The sequence below is a fragment of the Ditibartonella apihabitans genome, assembly GCF_002007485.1.
GTDB lineage: Bacteria > Pseudomonadota > Alphaproteobacteria > Rhizobiales > Rhizobiaceae > Bartonella > Bartonella apihabitans.
The window spans coordinates 887,947-905,497 of the sequence record NZ_CP015820.1 but is presented as its reverse complement, the minus strand read 5'-3'; the positions used below and the strand labels follow the sequence as shown (position 1 = coordinate 905,497).

The 17,551-nt window shown below is 41.5% G+C and carries 13 protein-coding genes; 7 read left to right on the top strand and 6 right to left on the bottom strand.

Going from position 1 to position 17,551, the window contains the following annotated elements:
• Window positions 1–30: 30 nt before the first annotated feature.
• From BBC0178_RS04015 to BBC0178_RS03990, 6 genes are all read left to right on the top strand, one after another.
• Window positions 31–2,163 carry a TonB-dependent hemoglobin/transferrin/lactoferrin family receptor gene (locus tag BBC0178_RS04015; protein ID WP_078039300.1) on the top strand — a complete coding sequence of 711 codons (2,133 nt, stop codon included), beginning with the start codon at window positions 31–33 and terminating at the stop codon, window positions 2,161–2,163.
• 233 nt (window positions 2,164–2,396) lie between these two features.
• Window positions 2,397–2,567: a hemin uptake protein HemP gene (gene hemP / locus BBC0178_RS04010; RefSeq protein WP_078039299.1), complete on the top strand. Its 171-nt coding sequence runs from the start codon at window positions 2,397–2,399 to the stop codon at window positions 2,565–2,567.
• Window positions 2,568–2,581: 14 nt separating this feature from the next.
• On the top strand, window positions 2,582–3,625 hold the full coding sequence (locus tag BBC0178_RS04005; protein WP_078039298.1) for a hemin-degrading factor: 1,044 nt from the start codon (window positions 2,582–2,584) through the stop codon (window positions 3,623–3,625).
• A gap of 102 nt (window positions 3,626–3,727) precedes the next feature.
• On the top strand, window positions 3,728–4,576 hold the full coding sequence (locus BBC0178_RS04000; RefSeq protein WP_225868341.1) for a heme/hemin ABC transporter substrate-binding protein: 849 nt from the start codon (window positions 3,728–3,730) through the stop codon (window positions 4,574–4,576).
• A 130-nt stretch (window positions 4,577–4,706) separates the two neighbouring features.
• Window positions 4,707–5,786 (top strand): FecCD family ABC transporter permease, encoded by a 1,080-nt coding sequence (locus tag BBC0178_RS03995; RefSeq protein ID WP_078040353.1) that lies wholly within the window; start codon window positions 4,707–4,709, stop codon window positions 5,784–5,786.
• The gene (locus BBC0178_RS03990; protein WP_078039296.1) at window positions 5,783–6,568 is read left to right on the top strand and encodes a heme ABC transporter ATP-binding protein; all 786 of its coding nucleotides are present in this window, start codon (window positions 5,783–5,785) and stop codon (window positions 6,566–6,568) included. Before BBC0178_RS03995 ends, BBC0178_RS03990 begins: the two co-directional genes overlap by 4 nt.
• A 47-nt stretch (window positions 6,569–6,615) precedes the next feature.
• Here the strand turns inward: BBC0178_RS03990 and BBC0178_RS03985 are convergent, their stop codons facing one another.
• The 3 genes from BBC0178_RS03985 to BBC0178_RS03975 all read right to left on the bottom strand — a co-directional run bounded on the left by BBC0178_RS03985 (window position 6,616) and on the right by BBC0178_RS03975 (window position 8,917).
• Window positions 6,616–7,218 carry an alkylhydroperoxidase domain protein gene (locus tag BBC0178_RS03985; RefSeq protein ID WP_078039295.1) on the bottom strand — a complete coding sequence of 201 codons (603 nt, stop codon included), beginning with the start codon at window positions 7,216–7,218 and terminating at the stop codon, window positions 6,616–6,618.
• A 61-nt stretch (window positions 7,219–7,279) separates the two neighbouring features.
• Window positions 7,280–7,864 carry a CMD domain protein gene (locus tag BBC0178_RS03980; RefSeq protein ID WP_078039294.1) on the bottom strand — a complete coding sequence of 195 codons (585 nt, stop codon included), beginning with the start codon at window positions 7,862–7,864 and terminating at the stop codon, window positions 7,280–7,282.
• A gap of 42 nt (window positions 7,865–7,906) precedes the next feature.
• The gene (locus BBC0178_RS03975; RefSeq protein ID WP_078039293.1) at window positions 7,907–8,917 is read right to left on the bottom strand and encodes a putative FMN-dependent luciferase-like monooxygenase; all 1,011 of its coding nucleotides are present in this window, start codon (window positions 8,915–8,917) and stop codon (window positions 7,907–7,909) included.
• A 973-nt stretch (window positions 8,918–9,890) separates the two neighbouring features.
• Between BBC0178_RS03975 and BBC0178_RS03970 the strand changes: the two genes are divergently transcribed.
• The gene (locus BBC0178_RS03970; protein ID WP_078039292.1) at window positions 9,891–11,054 is read left to right on the top strand and encodes an MFS transporter; all 1,164 of its coding nucleotides are present in this window, start codon (window positions 9,891–9,893) and stop codon (window positions 11,052–11,054) included.
• An 802-nt stretch (window positions 11,055–11,856) separates the two neighbouring features.
• Here the strand turns inward: BBC0178_RS03970 and BBC0178_RS03965 are convergent.
• From BBC0178_RS03965 to BBC0178_RS03955, 3 genes are all read right to left on the bottom strand, one after another.
• Complete coding sequence (locus BBC0178_RS03965) at window positions 11,857–12,252, bottom strand: hypothetical protein (protein ID WP_149867414.1); 396 nt, start codon at window positions 12,250–12,252, stop codon at window positions 11,857–11,859.
• A gap of 149 nt (window positions 12,253–12,401) precedes the next feature.
• A complete protein-coding gene (locus BBC0178_RS03960) occupies window positions 12,402–14,609 on the bottom strand; it encodes a DUF262 domain-containing protein (protein WP_078039290.1) in 2,208 nt (735 codons plus the stop codon).
• On the bottom strand, window positions 14,557–16,752 hold the full coding sequence (locus BBC0178_RS03955; protein ID WP_078039289.1) for a DUF262 domain-containing protein: 2,196 nt from the start codon (window positions 16,750–16,752) through the stop codon (window positions 14,557–14,559). Before BBC0178_RS03955 ends, BBC0178_RS03960 begins: the two co-directional genes overlap by 53 nt.
• Window positions 16,753–17,551: the final 799 nt, after the last annotated feature.

Genomic DNA, 17,551 nt, shown 5'->3' with positions numbered 1-17,551 from the left:
ATGTGTTGCGTTGGGGGACTCATAATCGCAATGCCGCTATCGGTTTTTGCCGAAAACGTTGATAATGATACGGCTAAAAATACACCGCTCCTCAATCCTGTCATCGTCAAGTCACCATCAAATTCTTTAAAATTGAACAGCCCGACTATTTTGACAACTCGTAAAACGGCTGAAGATATTATTGAAAAACAGGTGGATGATGTCCATGACATCGATCGTCTCGATCCATCCATCAGTTACAATTCGGATAGCGACAGTTTCAATATTCGCGGACTTGATCAAAATCGCGTTTTGACGACAATCGACGGAATTCGTCTTCCTTGGCTTTATGATGGCTCCCGACAAGTCAAAAGCGGCATCTCTATGTTCGATTTTTCTTCGCTTTCGACATTGGATATTATCCACGGATCGGATTCCAGCCTTTATGGATCAGGCGCTTTGGGCGGAGTTGTGGCACTCCGGACGCTTGACCCGGAAGATCTTCTGACACTCGAGAAAAATTGGGCAAGCCTGACCAAAGGCAGTTACGATTCGACCGATCGTAGCTGGCGCATTAATGAAGCCTTCGCCATGCGGGCCAAACAGACATATGCCCTCTTTCAGGGAGGATACGCACGCGGCAAACAGCGCGAAAATAACGGTAACGGAGGCGGCTACGGTACAAACAGAGTAGAAAACAACCCTGCCAATTTTGATCAGGATAATTTGCTGTTCAAACTTTACCAACATATTGATGGAAGCCAGCGTTTGGGCTTCACCGCAGAACGTTTCAATCTTTCGAAAGATATCGATACATACAACCTTTCGACGACAACCTATCGTCCCGGTTCCGGTACAGAAGAAGACGAAAAACGTCGGGAACGCCTATCCATGTCGTATGACTATAATGGTGGTGGCGTTATCGATGAAGGCCACGCCATTTTATACTGGCAGCGACAGCGAAATGATGAAAAATCCGAATCTGACCGCTTATCTATCCCGAAGGGGTATTATATGCGCGACAACCTCATTCGTGATACCGATTATGGACTTAATCTCGCGGGCTTAAAAAAGTTCGACGCGGGTTCGGCTACCCATACTCTTCGGTTGGCAACCGAAGCTTCGTCTTCAAAATTTCAGCAATATGCTGCCGGTCACGATAACTGCCCCCCGCCCCCTTTCAAAGGGCCTTTTATGGCCTGTAAATTCATGCACATCAATCAATCGGATTCTCCCGATACCGACAGCGTTATATTCGGTTTATCGGTCGAAGATGAAATCGGCATGATTAATAACCGTTTACGGTTAACTCCGGGACTGAGATATGATTGGTATGACCATCGCCCGCAAGACACTTATGCTTATGAGCACGCCGCCGGTTTTAATGGCTATCCATCGAGTAACAGCGATTCTCATCTTTCGCCGAAATTGCGCCTGGAATGGGATGCAGTCCAACAGGTGACATTATATGCGCAATGGGCTCAAGCCTTTCGCGCTCCCAGTGTTACAGAACTTTATCTGAACTACACCAATCCCGGCTTCTATTATACGCGCGGCAATCCCGATCTAAAACCGGAAACAAGCAATGGTTACGATATCGGAGCCCATCTCGGCGATGACAATCTCGGTGGCTCTATCAGTCTGTTTTCCAATTACTATCGCAATTTTATCGACGAGATCGATCTCGGTGCCGACCGCGATTTCATGCTGCAACGTTTAAATTATATCAATCGGGCCCATGTCCGGATTTCGGGTGTCGAAGCAAGAGGTCATATTGTTTTTTCTAGCGGCTGGCATAGCAATCTTGCAATTGCCTATGCCGAAGGCAAAGACACAGATAATGATGAACACCTGAATTCAATCCCTGCTTTGAAGGGCGTTATCGGAGTTGGCTATTCGCGTGAACAATGGGGGTCCGATCTTTCACTGACAGCCACAGGCAAACGCAATAAGGTCGAAGAAAACTCCGATTTTGCAAAAACCCCCGGATATACCCTTCTTGATCTCACCGGTTGGTGGGAACCTGTTGGTAAAAAAGGTCCACGATTGCAAGCCGGTATCTACAACTTATTCGATAAACGTTATTGGAATGCCGTTGATCTTCCATCAGCGCCATTGTCACCAAAAGATGCTTATAGCCAGCCGGGACGGACATTCAAAATATCGTTTACCCAGAAATTCTAGCAGAGTGAGAAACATCGGGACAATGAATAGGAAAGATGCATCTCTCTATCAATTTTACACGCTAAATGTTCGGAAAATGTCACGAAAAGGTTGTCTGACGTTTGAAGAACAACATGGGTAAAGAGAGAGCTAAAAATAACTCAAGGCATTTTGTAATTCCGAATTCACAAATATGTCGCAGTCGCCTAAAAAACATGATAAATATTATCATATTTAAAATTATTGGGTAAAATATGATGGGAACGAACACCAAAAGGCAATCGGACGGGCGACTGAAAGCGGCACCGTTAACGATTGATAGCAAAGCATTATTCGGCGCGAATAATGAAATATTTATTCTTCATGACGGGGCCACATATCGGCTGAAAATTACCCGTTTTGGTAAACTTATTCTGAATAAATAGAAGGGCGAACATTCATGGCTATGGAGAGCGAAAAAATTCTTTCTTTACGTGAAAAACACAAGGATTTGCGTGATCGGGAATTTGCCAAATCAATCGGTATTTCAGAAGCCGAACTGGTCTCGGCACTCACGACAGTCGGTCAAGCCGAACAATTGAAAGTTGATATTCCGCTATTGTTGAAAAATGCCCACAAGCTCGGAGAAATCATGGCGCTCACCCGCAATGACTATGCCGTGAGCGAGAAAAAGGGGCATTTCCAGAATGTGTTTCCCGGTAATGACGTTTCAATGACACTCGGTCAAATAGACCTTCGTATTTTTCAGAAAAATTGGAAATTTGCGTTTGTCAGAGACATGCAGGTTCATGACCGCGCGGTAAAAAGCCTTCAATTTTTCGATGCCTATGGTTCGGCAGTTTTCAAACTTTATCCGGAAATGGCTACGAATATTGACGAATGGAACAAGCTTATTGATCTTTTTAAAGTCGGCGCTCCAAAAGCACCTATCGAGGTTTTAGTCCCTAATCCTTCGAGCGATCATCCGCCTCATAATGCCGATATAGAAGAATTCCGTAATCGTTGGCGACAAATGACAGACGTGCACCAACTCCATGACATATTGAAGGAATTAAAAATCGGTCGCCATGAGGCCGTAAAAATCGTTGGTAGTGAATTTGCCAACGAGGTGCGATCGGATTCGGTAGAGCTTTTACTTCATGGTGCGGTTGAGAACAGTGTGCCTATTATGTGTTTTGTTGGCAATAGTGGCTGTATCCAGATATTCACCGGCACAGTCGAGAAATTGAAAAAACTCGACGACTGGTTCAATATTCTTGATGAAAAATTTCATCTTCATCTCCTCACATCCGGTATTTCACGTATCTGGCACGTCAGAAAGCCAACCAGCGACGGCTATGTGAGTTCTCTTGAAGTGTTTGATCATAATGGTGAAATGATCATCCAATTTTTTGGAAAACGAAGTGCAGGAGAACAAGAACGGGAAGATTGGCGCGCTTTGCTCGCGAGCTTGCCACCGGCACCGGAAACGGCGGTCGCATAATAACACGGCACTGACACAACAATGAATTATTTCTCTCTTTATTCGAACTTTCGTTTTTGCCCTTGGCTGTCATATTCCGTAATAAGCCGGCTCAGCGTGGTGATGTGTATTTTTCTTGCTGTCACGACAACGCCCCAATCAGCGCGCGCAAAAAAAGCCGATGTTTTTCCCGAAGGTGCCAAAATTATTTCTGTTGGCGGTGCCGTAACAGAAATTGTCTACGCTTTGGGGGCTGGAGAGCAACTCATCGCGCGCGATACAACAAGCAGTTATCCGGATGAAGTGCAAAAATTGCCGGATGTCGGATATATGCGTAATTTATCGCCGGAGGGCATTTTATCCCTCGCACCGGACGCCATTTTACTTGATCAAGGCAGTGGGCCGGCTTCCACTGTCGAAATTCTGGAAAATGCTTCAATCCCCATGCTGGAAGTACCTGAACATTTTACTCGTGAAGGAGTCAGAGAAAAGATTGAAAAAATCGGTCAGGCATTACATAGGCAAGACAAAGCGGAAGCTTTGATAAAAGAGGTCGAGCAGGAATTTGCGAAAAATGATCAGCTTATCAAAGATCATGGTGACGCAAAGCGCATTTTGTTTGTTCTTACCGTACAAAACGGCCGATTGATGGCTGCCGGAAAGGATACGGCTGCCGATGGTATAATCAGATTATCCGGCGCCCGGAACGCCATTGACGGCTATAATGGTTACAAGTTGCTAACAGACGAAGCGATCATTAATTCCTCCCCTGATCTGATCTTGATGATGGGGCATTCGGGCATAAGTGCAACTGTTGAAGATCTCTATAAAATACCTGCAGTAGAAACGACGCCCGCCTTTAAACACAAAGCGATAAAGCAGATGGATGGCCTCTATCTCCTTGGATTCGGCCCCCGTACACCATTGGCGGTTCGTGAAGTTATAGATGCGCTATATCAAAACGGACAATGACCCCGCCTCTACCCAACAATTTCTATTTAAAAATCTATGACTTGGATGAAACTTCGAAACAATATGACAACTTTTTTCGGCTTTCGGGTAATTGGTTTATCCATTCCCCGAAGCCTGGAAAGAAACAGCAATGATATCTGCATTTTTTAAAATCCGCCCGGTTGAAGGAGACCGCAGCCATAGAGGAAAAATGGCGATTATCTTGCTTATAATTGTCCTGCTTATAACGATATATTGCGGACTTGTAATCGGTGCCTATGATGTTTCAGTTGCGAATTTTTTGACCTCGATCCGGCGATCAGGCTTGAATGAAATTATCAAGACGCGCGACTATCTTGTCCTTGTCAATATCAGACCACCGCGTGTTATTCTAGGCATGTTGATAGGTTCGGCACTGGCGGTTTCCGGTACTTTAATGCAGGGATTGTTTCGCAATCCGCTCGCCGACCCTGGTATTATGGGAGTTTCCTCAGGTGCTGCTTTGGGAGCGGTGTTGATGATCGTGGTTTCGTCTGCGCTCCCTATACCGGTCATCAAAATTCTTGGCAGTTTTAACGTTGCAACCGGAGCGTTTGTCGGCGGGCTTTCGTCTACTATCATACTCTATTTCATAGCAACCCGTAACAAACAAACATCAATTGCGACAATGCTTCTTGCCGGAATAGCGCTCGGGGCATTTTGCGGCGCATTATTGGGTATTCTCATTTTTATGGCGAATGATAACCAGCTCCGTGATATTACATTCTGGAATCTCGGTTCCCTTGCCGGTGCAACATGGTCACGCGTAGCAATCGCATCTCCTTTTATCATTATCGGGTTGATTCTGGCTCCTTTCCTTGCTCGTGCAATGAATGCCTTGGCTCTTAATGAAGCGGTTGCCGGACATTTGGGGTTTCGGGTGCAACGCATAAAACACATGACAATTTTTGTTGTTGCATTCATGTGCGGAGGTGCCGTTGCAGTGAGTGGAAGTATCGGCTTTATCGGCATCATTGTGCCCCATATATTGCGCCTGACAATTGGCCCTGACCATCGTTACCTTATTCCATGTTCCGCACTTTTTGGGGCTTCATTGCTTATTGCTACCGACACAGTTTCGAGAATAATCGTAGCACCGGCCGAACTGCCGATCGGCATTATTACCTCGTTAATCGGAGGACCATTTTTCTTGTGGATTCTGTTAAAAAGACGGGGGGCTCTGGAGCAATGATCGAGGTTGAAAATCTTTCACTCACTCTGGGTAAAGTCGAAATACTTCATTCTTTGACATTACATGCGCATGCCGGACAAATAACCTCAATTATCGGAACCAACGGGTCAGGAAAAACCACGCTTGTCAAAGCGTTGAGCGGGGAACTCCGATATAGCGGCAAAATAAAATTTAATGGCGCTGATATCGCTCTGAAAAGACCCGACGAAATGGCTTTGATACGAGCCGTTCTTCCACAATCCACGGGGTTAAGCTTTCCGTTTCTTGTTCGGGAAGTCGTCGAGCTCGGCCTTTCCGCCAGTTTATATTCAAGAGAAATGAAAAAAAATTTGCCGGAAATGGCTTTGAAAAAAGTCGACCTAAGCGGCTATGAAGGGCGTTTTTATCAGGAACTATCAGGCGGCGAACAAGCACGCGTTCAGCTCGCGCGCGTGCTTTGCCAAATTTGGGAACCGGTCATTGACGATAAACCCTGCTGGTTACTGCTCGATGAACCGGTTGCCAGTCTGGATATTCGCCACCAACTCATTGTGATGGATATTGCCCGTGATTTTGCAAAAGCTGGTGGCGGCGTTCTCACTATTCTGCACGATCTCAATCTGGCTGCGCACTATAGCGACAAAATAATCGTTCTCGATCACGGCCACATCGTCAAAGAGGGAGCACCTCGCGAAGTCCTGACAACGCAATTATTGCACGACGTATATCATTGCAAATTGACCGTAGGAAAAATTCCGGAAGATGGTATCCCTTTTGTTCTCCCCCAATCCGCTTTTCTTTGATGAGAAAAGTTACTTTCACGGAAGAATTATCAAGAACAAATCCCGATTTAGCCGATTTTCGGCTCTCCGAGAGACAACATCAGCCGATTAGCCCAATTAAAAAAGCTGACGGCATGAATAACGTCAAAAATTTCATCGTCATCAAGACCTGCTGCTCGAAGAGCTTTGATCTCGGTTTTTCCGAAGGCCGGCGGTGTTTGGCTGAGCGTGGTAGCAGCCTTAACAATAGCGTTCCAGCGCTCTCCCAAATCGGCAGATATGCCCTTATCAAGAAGTTCATCAACATCGGCCGGTTTTTTGGAATAAACAGCCGCATGTCGGGCATGCACAGAAGCACAATAAATACAGCCGTTAAACCGCGATGTTGCTGCGGCTGCAAGTTCCCGTTCGGCACGGGGCAAGCCATCGACAGTATTGTAAAAAATATCCTTATCTGTCCTTGTTCGCGCTTCCAATATGTCGGGATCGCGTGCCAATAACCGGAAATAATCCGATTTTGCACGCGCCGCCTCGACCAAAGAGTCACGCTGGCGTTCGCTCAAACTCTCTTCTGCAACCGGTTCGATCCACGGAACCCAGTCCAGATTGTCGCGCGTAAAGACGTTGGGTCTTTTGATTTCTTTAGTCGAATTATCTGACTTTGTGTTCATTCTCGCTCAATTCCAATTGTAGAGGTGCGGTTATTAAGAAGCTTTTCAACAAAAATTGCCGTTAATCTGCGCTTTTAAAGGCAAACAGAGCTTGTAGCCCCAGAGCAAGTCTTAACTGGAAGCTTAAAAAAGCAACCAGTTGCGAAAGAGTGACGATTTCATCATTGTTCCAACCGGCTTGCTTGAGAGCTTCAAGATGGGTCGGCTCACTATCGCGTGGGTGGAAAACCAGAAGATGACTGTGTTTCAATGCGGCTGCCAATTTTTCTCCCAAGGAATTTTTTAGCTCCGCACCTGCACTCCAGCTTTTTCCAACCGTATTCTCTTTTGTGAGAGGGCCATCGGGGTATCTGCCGAATGGCCCTGTGCTTTTTGCAGCGTTCGCCGCCTCTTCTATAATTTTAGCCCAATCGGGTTGTAATTCTTTCAATTCATTTTCATAAAAATTGATTGCATTATCAAAACCATGTAGTCGGGAAACAAAAGTTGCAATCGCAAGGCGATCTTTCAAAGAAAAGCCGCTATCCTTGACGTTTGAAAACAGCGCTTCATAACTCTTTTGCGCTTGATCTTTGGTAATTGGCCGACGCTTGCGTAACTCTAACGGCGAGCCAACAAGCTCGTCAATTATATCATACTGGGACATTTGTTGGTTCCTTATAGCGGACAGTCGGTAGCAAATTTCATTTCAATGTGCGGCAAGGCTCAAGCCCAATGCAGGAGCAACTTCTTTTGCCGTCAGTTCTAACGATTTCAAGATCTCTTCATGAGGCGGATCAATGGAGTGAACCTGAAAAACAACATCTGTTGCGCGATTGAGCGAGGTATCTTTTTTGAGCGATGCAATCACATCTTCCGGCGTTCCAACATGTTGGTCAAACGCGACAATAAGATCTTCAAGCGAGCTCCCTTTAACATTCGTTAGTGCTTTCCCCAATCGCTCGGCGGCGCTTCTTAATCCTTTTTCAGCCAATTCGAGAGCATGGGCACGATCGCGCGATACAAATAAGCTTCGAGAAGCCATGATGCGCGGTTTTACGCCTGCCGGTAATGCAGAGAGATAAGCGTCAATGATAGGGTTTTGTATTTCATCAAGCGTTGCTTCGGGATTATCTGCCGGGCGCGGTTGTGTCCTTGACAACATTAACCCGTCGCCTTTTTCGCCCGCAAGTTTGCCTCCAAAAGGTGAAAAGGTCGCCATCCAGAAACGCCGTAACAAATGTGGGGCTGCCGGATAAAGCCGGTTACCATCCAACAGATCTTCGCCGGCAAAGGCCTGACGCAACACGTTTAGATGGTGTGCATAAACTTCGCCACGTTTATCCGGATCAACGCCGAAAACTTCAAACGATTCACGTGTTCCACCTGTGCCAAATCCCAATTCCAACCGACCATTCGACAACAGGTCAAATACGGCAGCATCCTCGGCCACTCTTACCGGACTTTCCATTGGCAAAGTGATGACACCGGTACCAAGTCTTATCTTCTTTGTTTTTGCTGCAATATTGGAAAGAAAGACAAAAGGAGACGGTAACCCACCCTCTTGAGGATGGAAATGGTGCTGAGCAACCCATGCGGTTTCAAAGCCCAACTTTTCAGCATAAATTATTTGTTCTTCAGCCAATCTATAACGTTCGCCTGCCGGAACAGCATCAAGAAGACGTGAAAAGAAGCCAAGCTTTTTTTGATTATCTGCCATTATAAAATCCATTGTCAAAAATGAAACATTTTCCGACAAAAAGCCTAAACATTTGGCACTTGACCGACAAAGAATGGATTTTCCGATTTCAGCTTGGATAAAAATTTAAATGGCATAATTTTTAAGATTGTTAGAAAATTCGTCTCAAACCTGTTCAGATAGCTTTCGTGCCGACCGAACGTCCCTTCCCTCTTTCACTATTTGAATGTTATATTTTCAATAAACGATGATATAAAAATCATATAAAAATCTCAAAGTTGAAAATTATATTTTAAAATCATAAATATATATATTTTTTTATATAAAACATCAAAATAAACAATAAAAATATATTTTAATTATTATTTATTTTTAAAAATTCAGACAGCATAATATAATTTATTGTCATATGATAATGTCATCAAATTCAATTTAGAAAATACTATTTTCGGGGCACATTAAAGACAATATTCGGCATAGGGTCTTAAAATTTCCCGATCCGAATAAGCACCAGCTCCGTTTCCATTTTCAGAGGTCTCCAGCCTCTTTAGACCTCCAGCTGACGATAGAAAAATCATCCATCGCGTTAAACTTTATCGAATAATGATAAACGCGCATATCATTAAATTCATGCCATTCCTTCATCAACTCCCTTTGTTGGTTTTTACTTTCTGTGAGGTTTATCAGGTCGTCTGACACTGTGTCATCTGACCATATGTGTGAGTTATCTTTTACAAAAGTTCCATTTAAAGTTGATAAATAAAGTTAAGTAAAAACCATTTGATTTTACAAATTGATGCACTTGTAATGGTATCACTGCTCTGGAACATATAAGCGAAGTCTCCCTTCGAGAGAGGTCCGATAGCGCGGTATCTTCCTGTGAAAGATTAAAATATCATTCGCTATTTCAAGTAATAACCGTTCCGCCCTCATTATTTTTAATACGCCCGACGCTAAAAGCTAAAAATACCGGAATGAGAAGGAGCGTTGTGACATGTCATCTGTCAGAATATCGTCAATCTGTTTATCTTTGTCGGCATTGGCCTTGGGGCTTTCTTCTTATATGACTGCCGGTTTGATACCTCTGATTAGCAACGACTTTGATGTTTCGATTGGCTTGGCTGCACAGTTGGTAACCGCTTTTACGCTACCCTATGGTCTTTTGTCTCCTGTTCTAGTGGGAATGACGGGGCATCGTGATCTTAAAAACAACGTCTGTATTTATCTTGGTGTGTTTGTTATTGCCAATGCCGCATGTGTGATTGTTCCGGAATTTTATTTTTTAATTCTTCTTCGCGCTATAGCGGGAACCTCTGCCGGTGCGTTTCTTGCCTGCGGAATAACAGCATCGACCCGACTAAGCAACAACGAGAAAAAGGGCAAATCCATTTCAATAATAATGGCGGGTATGGCCATTGGAACTGTCATTGGTGTACCCGCTTCGCTCGTTATAGCCGATCATTTCGGTTGGCGAAGCGCTATGATAATCGTAAGCATTCTTGGTGGAATCGCGTTCATCGGTTTATATCTATGTTTACCGACCTTGCCATCAACAATGATAAAATCCGAAAAATCCCGTTTTGCCCTTTTATCCGAATGGCCCGTTGTGAGAGTTTTATTGATCTCTCTTTTTGCAGCAATATCGAGCTTGGGAATGTATACTTTCCTATCTCCATTCGTGAGCGCCGTAAATAAAGAGGCATATGTGACGGTTTATTTATGGTATTGGGGCTTAGGGGGCGTCTGTGGAAGTATTCTGATCGGATATTTTGTCGATGACTATGATCTGAAAAAAATCCTGTTCGTTATTCTCGGATTGCTTTTACTATCATTTATCGGTTTGGCTTTACTGTCACATATCTATCTGCCGTTGATCGCATTGCCCCTCGTTATATGGGGTGCGGTTGGCTGGGCGCTGCAAGTCCCCCAGAACAACGAGCTATTAAAAATCAGAGAGGATAAAGGCGATGGTAATCTGGCGGTCGGTTCAAACCAGTCATCCGTGTATCTCGGAGGGTCGATCGGCTCGTTAATTGGTGGCGTTCTTGTTTCGTACGGGGTTAATCCAGCAGCACTACCCGCTTATTTTATGCTACCTATCATTATTGCTCTTATTCTTCTATGGACGAGTAAAACTAAGTCTTCTGTCGACGGATAGTACCAAACGTCAGAGCGCGCCCGGGCTTTATTCCCTGTTGCTTTATCATTTTGAATAACCGCGCTTTTAACTGATACTTTATCAGAACGGCGCGGTTTCAAAAATTCTCACAAATAAACACGTTATCTAAGTCCATTCTTTTTCAATCCGTAAAATCACCACACACCGCGCCATGGTTTTCTCTCAAGGAAAAGATGCAACGGGCAAAAACTTATTGTTAGCAACATTCATTTAAAAATAAGCCAGATCGATTTTGGCAAAGCCGGTCACTGTTCTTTGTCAATCAAGGGCTCATTGGCTTCGCCAGATATAACGCGTGGAATTAACGGTGTGGAGTGGCATTAACACGCGCTCCGTAAACTGTTGTTGGTTGATATGACAAAGGGCACCGCGGCAAGCAGGTAATCAACGAAAGAATGAGTATTCTTTCCGCCATCCTGTCACGTAAGCACTGTTGAACCGAAAATTCGGGAGATAAGCTTAATCACAACAGACTATATACGGGTTAGATGAATTTTCTCGACTTGAAGTCCGTTGAAAACAGGCAAAATGGGAAAAGTGAGAGCGACAACTGAAAATTAATTCAAGATCATGGCCCCGCAGTTACCTGCAGCAAAAATCACGATATAAAAATCCCGACATATACGTAAATACTCCGATATCTTTTCAATAAAACAGCAAATCATCCAAAATACTTGGTTTCCAAAATCTACAAAATAATTCTAGTGGATTTGGACAAAGCGCATCCGGAATATTTTTTGAGAATGAAAATAATTTATGCCATGATCTCTATCATTATTGTTTAACTTACACGATTTTTGAAAAACTTGACAATGTAATCAATACGATCGACTTTGTCATAAAATCGACATGTCTCGTCCCATCCGTCAATCTTAAAATCCACATCCTTATCCTCCCCCCTCAACACTATAATGCCTTTTTCGTCGTCTGACGACGCAACATCATCATTATTGAATAACGGAGCAAGATCATTTTTGTCTTTAAAGCGCTTTATTAGCTCTTCGCTACACTGAGCACTATCATTAGGTGACGATGAGATCCGCCAACCCGTATCGTCTCCATGGAGATAGACTCCTTTTTCTATTTCCAGACCTTCATCCTCAAAATCGCGTTCCGAGTTCTGGTCGTAAGGCCCGATTGGTAAAAATTTTATTTCTTTCTTCAAATCGTTCTTCAACTTTTCCGCCACACAAAATAGAAAAGGGTTCCAATACACTTTCACCTTTTGTTTAAAATATACCTTGCTAGTAAATATATGTCCATATATTTCTTCTTTCAACAATTTATACTTTGATTCTTTTGGTATAAAAAAATTTGAATATTTTACTAAATAATATCTCCAGAAAAATTTTCTATATTTTTCGCAATCTTCAAGCCAGTTGTCTCTTTTAACTTCAAGTATATTTTTAACGTGTCTTCTATTTTTTGTTTATCAATATCTTCTTGATAAAGAAAATCCTGTTCTGCAATATAGTTGCATAATTTTGTGACTGCTCGCCGACAATTTATCCGTTGATTGTATAAGCTTCTATTAAATATTGAATTCCACGTAGATTGCCTATGATAGACGTCCTGTAAAGCTCCATAGGTAAAATATGATCCCGTTGGCAATGCATAATCGTCCTCGCACAATAAGGAGTTTTTTAGTAGCTCACTTTCGGAATTTTCTGCAAATTGGCTGAAAAGTTTATCTCCTGCCTCGATAATTTTGGGATCAAAGCAAATGAACTTTTCCGGTTCCTTCCGTACACTCTTTTCCGCCTGTTCATGCCCTTCTGTTTCCTGCTGTTCACACAGAGAAAATGCGCCTAAATTACCACGAAAAAATTCATGATTTTCAAGCCGGTTCAGTGCGTTCAGAAATTTTTTGTCGTCGTTATGTTCGCGACGCAGTTTCAATTTCACGGCTTCTTCATTTATTTGATAAACATTGAAACTGCTTCTCTTGATCCATTCGTTTTCATTGTCAACTTGGTTCCTTGGAACAATGCTCAACAGATCGGGTGAAACAATATCCTCTTTTTCACTTAAACGATCAGTTAAAATAATCTTCACCAGTTCACGTAATTGATCCGCATAGTTTTCATATCGAAGATCGTCGGCTGAATTCTCAAGAAGATTACGAATGGGACGCAGCGATTCCCGCATCGCTGTTATATCTTCGGCTCCAACCACCAAGTTGGTATCCTTATTATCCGAAATTTTTCGCCATATTAATAATAAAAATGCAAATAATAGAAGGCGAGCGGCAACCGGTTCTTCCTTTTCATTATTGATTAAATGATCGAATATATTTTCTTCTGTATTATTCAACAGAGCAATTTTTAAAGATGAATTATCATTGTTAAATTCGTTTTGTCTATTCAGATCCTTTTTATAAAATATTCCCCTAAGTATCCGATCTATTTTATCGTTACCAATGTCATTCATTCCGTCGAGTAAACGTTTTACCCCGTCAATATCGTTACCGTCTATATTTGACAAAAAAGATTTTGTTTGAACCACATGTTTGAATATTTCGAACAATTTCATGGTTCGGACGTCGTCTGGCGGATTTGTTGTTTCATTTTCTTCAAAGAGGATTTGCTCTTCGTTCAAGAGGTATAAAATAGTGCCAATATAACGCAAAAAGCGCTCAAACGCCTCGTCGCATAAAATCGCTTGATCAAATTTGTCGGGCTTATCTTGGGATCGAATATTATCCCAAAAAATACTGATCCATGTTGTATCAAAACATCTTTCAATATCGTCCAATGGCGTTTTGGTTTTCAGTTCTCCTCGGGAGGATTTTTCTCTCAACAGTTCCACTAATTTCGCTTTGAAATTTTCAAATTGGGTCAGCTGTTTGCCGCGAGCGTTCATTTTTATGTATAGCTCGTCGCTTGACAAAGACAGATCCTGCAATGGCTTATAAAAAAATGTGATAAGTGGCGGTTTTTCTATTAATATTTCCCAAAGATCAGGGATATCTTTAAATTTTGTATGAATCGCGTCCAGCATGACCAGCATACCGGATATTGATTGATCAAATTTCCATCTTGCAACATACCAGGGAGCATCTTTGACAATTCTCGAAATGTCCTGGTCATCGGAAAGACGTTTAAATAAAAAATCGGCTTCGTTATTAAGCTTTTGAATAAATATCCTCGTGCTTTCACGAATTTCATAACAAAAGCGGTTAAAAAATTGTTCTACCTCGGCCAATTTTCCGGCTTTTCCTGCCGCGTACCAGTGCAGCAAAAATAATGTGGTCAATCGTTGTTGCCCATCAAATGGCTTAAAGTGTCCTTTATCTTCCTCCCCATAGATAAAATCGAGATGCAGCGGCTTTTTATCCTTACATGCTTTATAAAGTGCGTCCAAAAAGTCGTGACGAATAGACTTTACTTTTTCCGTGAGACGCCCTTGCGCATAATCACGCTGTATCATCGGAATAACAACTTCAGTGTCTTTTAAAAGTTGATAAAAGCTTTGGACCTTGCTACTCCCCATAATCTTCCCCCAATAAGCCCTTACGTTTTGCTTTGATGTCATCTTGATATTTCTGACGATCTTTCACTGTCCAATAAAGCTTACCTTGTTCTTCCATGCTAAACAGGCGCAAAAATACAGCTTGAGTAGCAGGAGGAATGAAGCTGCCTTGCTTCATTTCTTCAACAATTTTGTTCTGTTTGACACGAAAAATCGAATTGTTCAGAGCACTGTTTGCCGAACCGTCAAGAAGTGCAAGGTTCGACAGCTCGTGTACATCATCCTCATCTCGCACATTGGTTTCGCCGGGTGCTTTATCGCCATCTAACGCATTCGTCTCGCCCGCTCTTTTATCAAAAAATTGCAATATACACTCTGACAGCGTTAAAAATTCATCTTTTGTTTCAGGAAGTTTGAATTGCTTCGAATATTCGAATAGTTCCGAAGATTTGAACCGTTCCGAAGATTTAATCTTCTCCATCAACTCTTCAACGCGGTCAGACAGGTGCTGAACGGCATCCTTTTTCCGAGGTGCATCCGTTTTCTGGAAGGAGTCCGTTGGAAAAATACTCGTCAACACTTCCAAATGGCCTTCCAACCAAGTCAACCATTGCTCTTTTGTATTAAGCCCCTCAACATTTTGCGCGTTGATGTGTTCTATGGTCCATTTCTTTTGGTGATGGGCCGAGAAGTCATATCGCGGCTTTTTGCCGGCTGTTTTCATACTTCTTACAAATTCAACATTATATAAAAACAGGAATTTTTTGCATTCCTCTTTATTGGTGTCATAAGTATATTCTCCGAATTTATCCTCATCGGGATAAAATTCTTTGACAATAGACTTAACTTTTTTCTTTAACGCGTCTTTTTCCAGATCTTTAAAATTCAAAAACAGAGCTTGATTCATCTGTTTTTCGGCAAATAAATAACCAATCCAATGATAAAGGTCATTATCATCATACCAGGTTTGTAACTTCCACAGATCAAGCTGGATTGATTCCCATATCTGCTTTACATTTTTTTTAGAAAACTTGTCTTTTTCGGCATTTTTCAATTCTTCGGCCAGCGCTAAGAAGGAAGCAAGTTTATTATCTTCACTGCTTTTTTTGTTAAAATGGAAATCGAGAAGAAAATCTATGCGCGTTTGATAACGTTCGTCTTTAAAATTTGACAAATGGTTATTTTCTGAAAAACCGAGAAATCCCCAAAATTCCGGTTTTCGCAACTCGTATTCGAGATTATCCCACCCAACGCTAATCAAGCCACGTTCCGTTTCAATATCCGGCAAGTTTTGATTATCGTCTTTGTTATCCTTCGATTTGTAATAAGCAGGATTGAGGAGTGCTGCGCGGCTTAGCTCGGCATTTGTCAAGGGAATTTTTCCGCTATTCAAACGTGTAAATGCAGCTATTTCACCACCGGAGTCATTATTATCAATTACATACCAAAGTACTTTTACTTGATTAGCAAATATGCCATAAAATTCTATCCAATTGATACCTTTCTTATTCTTCTCATCAATATATTGCCTTATTTTATCGTAAGCCTTATATAGAAAATATAAATCTATACTCGCGCATTCCTGTTTTGTGGGTTCTATACCTTTTGCTACACGTTTTAAAAATTCATCACTTTCATTCCGTGTATTAATGGTTAGTGTATAATTAATAAATTTATTCTTTTTAATATCGAAACGTGGTTTGTCGTTTTTTACCTCGACTTCGTTGGAAAAAATGTAATGAATAGCTTTGTCAAAAAACTCATAATAAATGGCATCGCGGTCTAGTTGTTTTTTAATTGACTTCCTATAATCAATATTTTTTGGAACATAGTTGTTCGACGGATTTAACAGAACTGCGTTTAGTAAAAGCACTGTTGTTAAACGTTGTTGCCCGTCAACAATGTTTATTTCGGGTTCGTTTTCTTTTTCATCATTACCTGTTCCCTCGTTATAGTTCTCCATAACTACAACAGGTTGAAGAAAATAGATTTTATTTTCTTTTCCATTCTTGAATTGTTCGTAAAACTCGAAAATATCATTTAAAAAATCATAAATTTGCTGGTCATTCCATCGGTAACCACGTTGATAACCCGGAATAATAAAATTTCCCTCCAATTCAATGAGGGCGCGTAATTCGCCACTGTTTCCAGATGGTTGTTTGGAATGTTTGTGGTCTATAATTCCAGTGTTTTGCTCAGTATGCATATTGAATTTCTGACAATTTTTAACAGATTAAAAATATGATCGAGATTTATATTGTTTTGTCTCGCTACGCAATTACTCCAAAAAAAATTACGCAAAAATTTTCAATTATAATTCTATATATTATCCGTAAACGATTTTTATCATTTATTTTTAATTTACATTAAATTTTATTTTTTATGTTTAAAATTAAAATATAATATTAATACCTATAAATTTTCGTATATATATTCTATATTCAATAAATTAAAAAACCTAATTAAGTTTTTACCAGAATAATTATCTATATTTTTAAATCTGATAAAATTGAATGGAGTTTCCATTAAAAAATTAAATTAAAACGCAATTTTCGAATAAATTTAATTCTTGTGTCCTACTCGCGGGGTAATATCCTGCTTATTAAGCTTTCACACTTTTTAAAGCCAAACAAGCTCACTTTTGGAAGTGGGTTGACATTGATGAAAATTCCCTGCCAATATTGGAATTCGATCAAGAGAAAGAATGATTAATAATTTAATTTCCTAACATGCAGTGAAGAGTTTTTAAAAAAGTATGGCTGATTATTATTTACAGCACCGAAAAAAGCCATTAGCAGAAAACAAGCTGTGTTCCGTTCTCTTCATCAAAACTGGTTGATTTCGTAACAATAGATCAATAGCTGCAAACTGCTACAAACAACAACATTCGAAAAATGTTCTGTTTTCGTTACGCACCTCTTCTGGTTTCTACTCCGTATGAAATCCTCTAATGGTAGGAGGTTCGAGTTCCCCTATTTATCTGTTCTTCCAGACTGTCCGTCGAT